The organism is Alishewanella sp. HH-ZS, from assembly GCF_001704375.1.
GTDB lineage: Bacteria > Pseudomonadota > Gammaproteobacteria > Enterobacterales > Alteromonadaceae > Alishewanella > Alishewanella aestuarii.
This window is the reverse complement of the sequence record NZ_LZEJ01000070.1, coordinates 1-6,297: the sequence shown is the minus strand read 5'-3', so window position 1 is coordinate 6,297 and position 6,297 is coordinate 1. Positions and strand designations below refer to the sequence as shown.

The window sequence follows — 6,297 nt, the reverse complement described above, 5'->3', positions numbered from 1 at the left end:
GATGCCTTCGAGCGACTCCGACAGCATACTTTGGAGTATGCTGTTCGGTGGGAGCCTTAAAATCGTGGGGATCTATCAGCCTCAGAGGTCAGGCCGGTACCGGAGTGCTGTGGATAAGTTACAGACATCTGGATGGAAATAAGTTATTCCAAAACACGATAATTGCCGCGCTAGCGTTCTGGTAAGCTGCCGCCATTACTTATCCTGATGTTGGAGTTGTTATGGCCACACCTAGCTTGAGCCATCTAAAAGCCCTCGAGAACGAGTCTATTCAAATTTTCCGTGAAGTGGTTGCCGAGTTCGAGAATCCGGTGATGCTGTATTCGGTAGGGAAAGACTCCTCTGTACTACTGCATTTGGCGCGCAAAGCCTTTTACCCCGGTAAAATTCCGTTCCCGCTGTTGCATGTCGATACCACCTGGAAATTCAAAGAGATGATTGCCTTTCGTGACCAGATGGCGAAACAACATGGTTTTGAGCTGCTGGTGCACATCAATCCGGATGGCCTGGCACTGAATGTCGGACCTTTTAGCCATGGCAGTGCCAAGCATACCGATATTATGAAAACCCAGAGCCTGAAGCAGGCCCTGGATAAGTATAAGTTCGATGCTGCCTTTGGTGGCGCACGGCGTGATGAAGAAAAATCCCGTGCTAAAGAGCGGGTGTACTCATTCCGTGATCGCAACCATCGCTGGGACCCGAAAAATCAGCGCCCGGAGCTGTGGAACATCTACAATGGCCGGGTCGATAAAGGCGAAAGTATCCGCGTGTTTCCGCTCTCCAACTGGACCGAGCTGGATATTTGGCAATACATCTATCTGGAAAATATCGAAATTCCTAAGTTGTATTTTGCCAAGGAGCGGCCGGTAGTAGAGCGCGACGGCACCTTGATTATGGTGGATGACGAGCGCATGCCGCTTAAGGATGGCGAAGTGCCGCAGCTTAAACAAGTGCGTTTCAGAACCCTGGGCTGTTATCCGCTGACGGGGGCAGTAGAGTCTGCTGCTGCAACGCTGCCGGAGATTATCCAGGAAATGCTGTTGACCAAAACCTCCGAACGGCAGGGGCGGGTGATCGATCACGATAGCAGTGGCTCGATGGAAAAGAAAAAAATTGAAGGTTACTTTTAAGGTCAGAGGTTATCGTTATGAGTCATGCATCACCATTAATTGAACAAGATATTCTGGCCTACCTAAAACAACACGAAAACAAGCAGTTACTGCGGTTTATTACCTGTGGCAGTGTTGATGATGGTAAAAGTACCCTGATCGGCCGGCTGTTACACGACAGCAAAATGATCTTTGAAGATCAGCTGGCGGCTATTACCGAAGACAGTAAAAAAGTCGGCACTCAGGGCAATAAGGTTGACCTGGCACTTTTGGTCGACGGTCTGCAATCTGAGCGCGAGCAGGGCATTACCATCGATGTGGCGTACCGCTATTTCTCGACCGATAAGCGCAAATTTATTATTGCTGATACGCCGGGCCACGAGCAGTATACCCGTAATATGGCAACCGGCGCCTCGACCTGTGATCTGGCGATCATCCTGATTGATGCGCGTAAAGGCGTACAAACCCAAACCCGGCGACATAGCTTTATTTGCTCATTGCTGGGCATCAAGCATGTGATCGTAGCCATTAACAAAATGGATCTGGTGGACTATTCGCAAAGTCGCTACAAGGAAATTCAGGATGATTATTTGCAACTGGCTGGGGCGTTAGATATTCCGGATATCCGCTTTGTGCCGATCTCGGCGCTGGAAGGCGATAATGTGGTGAACACCAGTGAAAAGCTAAGCTGGTTCCGTGGTTCAACCTTGATGCAGTATCTGGAAAACATCGACATCAGTCCGGTCGCCAATGAGGATTTCCGCTTCCCGGTGCAACTGGTAAGCCGGCCAAACTCCGAGTTTCGTGGCTTTCAGGGTACCATTACCTCAGGCAGTATCGCAGTAGGTGACGCGGTGCGGGTGCTGCCATCAGGTACAGTCTCTACCGTCAAAGAGATCGTTACTTTCGATGGTAACCTGGTTTCAGCCCACTCTGGCCAGGCTGTCACGCTGACCCTGAATGATGAAGTGGATATTAGCCGCGGCAATATGTTGGTGAAAAAGGATGCCTTGCCGCATGTGTCATCACGCCTGCGCGCCAAACTGATTTGGATGCATGAAAATGCGATGAAGCCAGAGCGGCAGTACTATATTAAATTCGCCTGCAAGACCACATCCGGTGAAGTTGAGAAGTTGCATTACCGTATAGATGTGAACACCCTGGCTGAAAAAACGGCAGAAGTCTTGGCAATGAATGAAATTGGCCTGGTCGATCTGAAGCTGGCCGAGCCAATGCCATTTGATGCCTATAGCAAAAACAAGCAAACCGGCGCCTTTATTATCATCGACAGGCTGAGCAATCTGACAGTAGGTGCGGGGATGATTGAAGCCGCGCTGGTGAATCAGCAGCCCACGCAAGCTCCTATCGAGGGATTGTCTGCCTTTGAATATGAGTTAATCCAGTTACTGCGTAAACACTTCCCCCAACTACAAAACCAGTAGTTATCCACAGCACTCCGGTACCGGTCAGACCTCTGACCGGTATTGTCCGGGTTTGCCGGTCGCCAACTTATCTTCTATTTTAAAAAATATTTAATAGGAGGTTAATTTATGGCCAGGAAACCGCGATTTTTTGTCAGTGGTATGCCGTACCATCTGGTTAACCGTGGGCATAACCGCATGCCCTGTTTTGGTGGTGAAGCAGACAAAGGAACCTTTTTCAGCATGTTGTGCGACAAGCTCGAGGCATTCTCAATAAAGCTACATGCCTTTGTGCTAATGTCCAATCATTATCATCTGCTCGTGACACCGGATGACGGCGCAGAACTGCCTCATTTTATGCAATGTTTGGGGCGTAAATACGCCGGTTATTTTAATACAAACCGGCAACGTACCGGGACAGTCTGGGATAGTAAGTACTTCGCCAGCAGCATAGAAAGCGACTATTATCTGTTGGCCTGTTATCGTTATATTGAGCTTAACCCGGTGCGGGCAGGTCTGTCGGCTACGCCGGCTGGCTATCATTGGTCGAGTTTCCACACCAATGCCTGTGGGATGAAATCTGCTATTATTCAGCCACATAAAACTTATCTTGCGCTGGGAGACTGTCAGTTCAGCCGCCTTAAAGCCTATCGGGAATTATTCAATACTGAGATGAGTGCAGAGGAGTTAAAACAGATACGTCTGGCATTGACTAAAAATTGGGTTAACCGGCAGCAGCTAGAAGTGGTCAGACCGGTACCGGAGTGCTGTGGATAAGTTGCGGAGCGAGCGGCAAAAGTTGCTTATTTTGGCTGATGATTTAAAGTAGCGGGTAACATTCTATTTTCAGGGATCGAGTATGTTACTACCCGTTATTATGGCAGGTGGCAGCGGCAGCCGTTTGTGGCCCCTGTCACGTGAGCTGATGCCAAAGCAATTTCTTAAACTGTGTGGCGACGTCACCATGTTGCAAGCAACACTTGCCAGGTTATCTGGTATTGCGGCTGAGCTACCCTTGGTGATTTGTAACGAAGAGCACCGTTTTATTGCCGCCGAGCAGTTAAGACAGTTATCACAGCTTAACCACAATATCATTCTTGAACCAGCTGGTCGGAATACCGCGCCGGCTATCGCTTTAGCTGCACTTTCCGCCAGACGCAATGGTGATGACCCCTTACTACTGGTGCTAGCTGCCGATCACGTCATTCAGGATGTGCAGGCGTTTCAAGCGTCAGTGCAGCGTGCTACGAAGCTTGCGGAAGCGGATCAACTGGTCACTTTTGGGATAGTCGCCACAGCGCCAGAAACCGGTTACGGCTATATTCGTCGCGGAGCTGTGTCGGCAGTATCTGATGCGGCATTCAGCGTTGCCGAGTTTGTTGAAAAACCAAACCGGGCTGTTGCCGAGCAATACCTGGCCAGCGGCGAGTACTACTGGAATAGCGGTATGTTCCTGTTTAAAGCCAGTGTTTTTCTTGCTGAGTTAGCGAAATTTCGCCCTGATATTATGGCGGCCTGTGAACAGGCAATGACGCAAACCGAACCTGATTTGGACTTTATCCGGGTAAACAAGCAGGCATTCGCTGCTTGTCCGTCAGAATCAATTGATTATGCGGTAATGGAAAAAACCGACCGGGCGGTAGTGGTGCCAATGGATGCCGGTTGGAGTGATGTCGGTTCCTGGTCATCCCTCTGGGAAATTAGTCATAGAGATCAGGCCGGGAATGTGCAGCTTGGCGATGTGCTTCAGCATGGTTCCAGCGATAATTATATCTTTGCAGAAACAGGCGTTGTTGCGACCGTTGGTTTGCATAATACCGTTGTGATTCAAACTAAGGATGCGGTGCTGGTTGCGGCTAAAGATCAGGTGCAGGACGTCAAGCATATCGTACAGCAACTCAAGCAGGCAGGGCGCAGTGAGCATTATATTCACCGTGAGGTATACCGGCCGTGGGGTAAGTACGACAGTATCGATAATGGCAATCGCTATCAGGTGAAACGGATCACGGTAAAACCGGGTGAAAAGCTGTCGATCCAAATGCATCATCACCGGGCTGAGCACTGGATAGTGGTGCATGGCACTGCGAAAGTCACTATTGATCAGCAGCAGCAACTGTTAACAGAGAATCAGTCGGTTTATATCCCGATTGGCGCCGTTCACTCGCTGGAGAATCCGGGCAAAATCCCATTAGAACTGATCGAAGTGCAATCCGGTGCCTACCTTGGCGAAGATGATATTGTGCGTTTTTCTGACCTTTATGGCCGCGTTTAACTGGTCAGACCGGTGCCGGAGTGCTGTGGATAAGTGGAGTGATAAATGGCTGTTAGCCTGCAACAGATAATAAGCGAGAGTGGCATTGCCTTTGGTACCAGTGGTGCCCGGGGCCTGGTTAGCCACTTTACACCCCAGGTGTGTGCAGCCTTTACGCAGAGTTTTCTGCAGGAAATGCAGCGGCACTACCCGTTTTCTGCATTAGCAATAGCCATTGATAACAGACCCAGCAGCCTGGCAATGGCGCAAAGCTGTGCCGGTATGGCGGCCGCTATGGGCTTAGAGGTAAAGTACTACGGTATCTTGCCAACGCCAGCTTTGGCATTACAAGCCATGGCTGATCAGGTACCTGCAATTATGATTACCGGTAGCCATATTCCGTTTGACCGCAATGGCCTGAAGTTCTACCGGCCCGATGGCGAAATCAGCAAAGCAGATGAATTGGCGATCAATCAAAATACTACTGAGCTACTTGCCTCGGATATTGCAGAGCTTAGCGTCATTGCCAGCGAAGCGGCAGAGCGATATCTGCAGCGCTATCTTACTATCTGCCCGGCACAATGTTTGAGCGGCATGCACATTGGTGTTTACGAACATTCCAGTGCCGGTCGTGATCTGTACCATCACTTGTTAAGTGCATTAGGTGCCAGGGTAACCCGGCTGGAGCGAACCGAGCACTTTGTGCCGATTGATACCGAAGCGGTATCTGATGCTGACCAAGCCAAAGCCCGGCAATGGGCAGGGCAGTATCAGCTGGATGCTATTTTCTCCACCGATGGGGATGGTGACAGGCCCCTGATTGCTGATGAAAAAGGACACTGGCTGCGCGGCGATACGGTTGGCTTGCTAACGGCAAAGGCACTTGGCATCGAGGCACTGTCAGTGCCGGTGAATGCCAACAGCGCAATAGATTTGTGTGGTAGCTTTTCCAAGGTGCTGCGCACCCGGATTGGATCTCCCTACGTTATCGCCGGGATGGAAACGTTGTTACCGGATTTTCAGCGGGTTGCAGGTTTTGAAGCAAATGGAGGCTTCTTACTGGCGAGTGCGCTAGATATCAACAGTAACCCACTTACCGCGCTACCAACGCGCGATGCCTTGTTACCCTTTATTGCGATCCTGTTGCTCGCGAATAAGCAGCCAATCTCAGAGCTGGTGGCGGCCTTACCGCAGCGTTTTACCGCCAGCGAGCGGGTGCAGAATTTCAGCGCGGAGAACAGCCGTACTTTACTGGCAGCTGCTGCGGCTGAACCCCTGGCGTGTCTGCAACAGCTGGGTATTACAGATAAAACTGTTCAAAACGTTGATCTCACCGACGGTGTAAGAATAACGCTGAGTGATACCAGTATTATTCATCTCAGAGCATCAGGTAATGCGCCGGAACTACGAATCTATACTGAGGCCGGCGTAGCATTGCAGGCCAACAAACTCGCCCAAAACTTATCCACACGTCTCCGGTACCGGTCAGACATCTGACCCTGAGGTATCCCCACGA

Annotated in this window: 5 protein-coding genes; all 5 read left to right on the top strand. The window is 50.3% G+C overall.

The features are described from left to right. Window positions 1–221: 221 nt before the first annotated feature. A complete protein-coding gene (gene cysD / locus A9165_RS16085; protein ID WP_008607987.1) occupies window positions 222–1,130 on the top strand; it encodes a sulfate adenylyltransferase subunit CysD in 909 nt (302 codons plus the stop codon). A gap of 17 nt (window positions 1,131–1,147) precedes the next feature. After that, entirely contained in the window at window positions 1,148–2,551 is a 1,404-nt protein-coding gene (gene cysN / locus A9165_RS16080) for a sulfate adenylyltransferase subunit CysN (protein ID WP_065956640.1), read from the top strand. A gap of 108 nt (window positions 2,552–2,659) precedes the next feature. Beyond that, on the top strand, window positions 2,660–3,307 hold the full coding sequence (locus A9165_RS16075; protein ID WP_065956639.1) for a transposase: 648 nt from the start codon (window positions 2,660–2,662) through the stop codon (window positions 3,305–3,307). Between the two features lie 82 nt (window positions 3,308–3,389). Next, window positions 3,390–4,802 carry a mannose-1-phosphate guanylyltransferase/mannose-6-phosphate isomerase gene (locus A9165_RS16070; protein WP_065956638.1) on the top strand — a complete coding sequence of 471 codons (1,413 nt, stop codon included), beginning with the start codon at window positions 3,390–3,392 and terminating at the stop codon, window positions 4,800–4,802. Between the two features lie 45 nt (window positions 4,803–4,847). Then, window positions 4,848–6,278, top strand: coding sequence for a phosphomannomutase (locus A9165_RS16065; RefSeq protein WP_065956637.1), 1,431 nt, complete (start codon window positions 4,848–4,850; stop codon window positions 6,276–6,278). The last annotated feature ends 19 nt before the right edge of the window (window positions 6,279–6,297 follow it).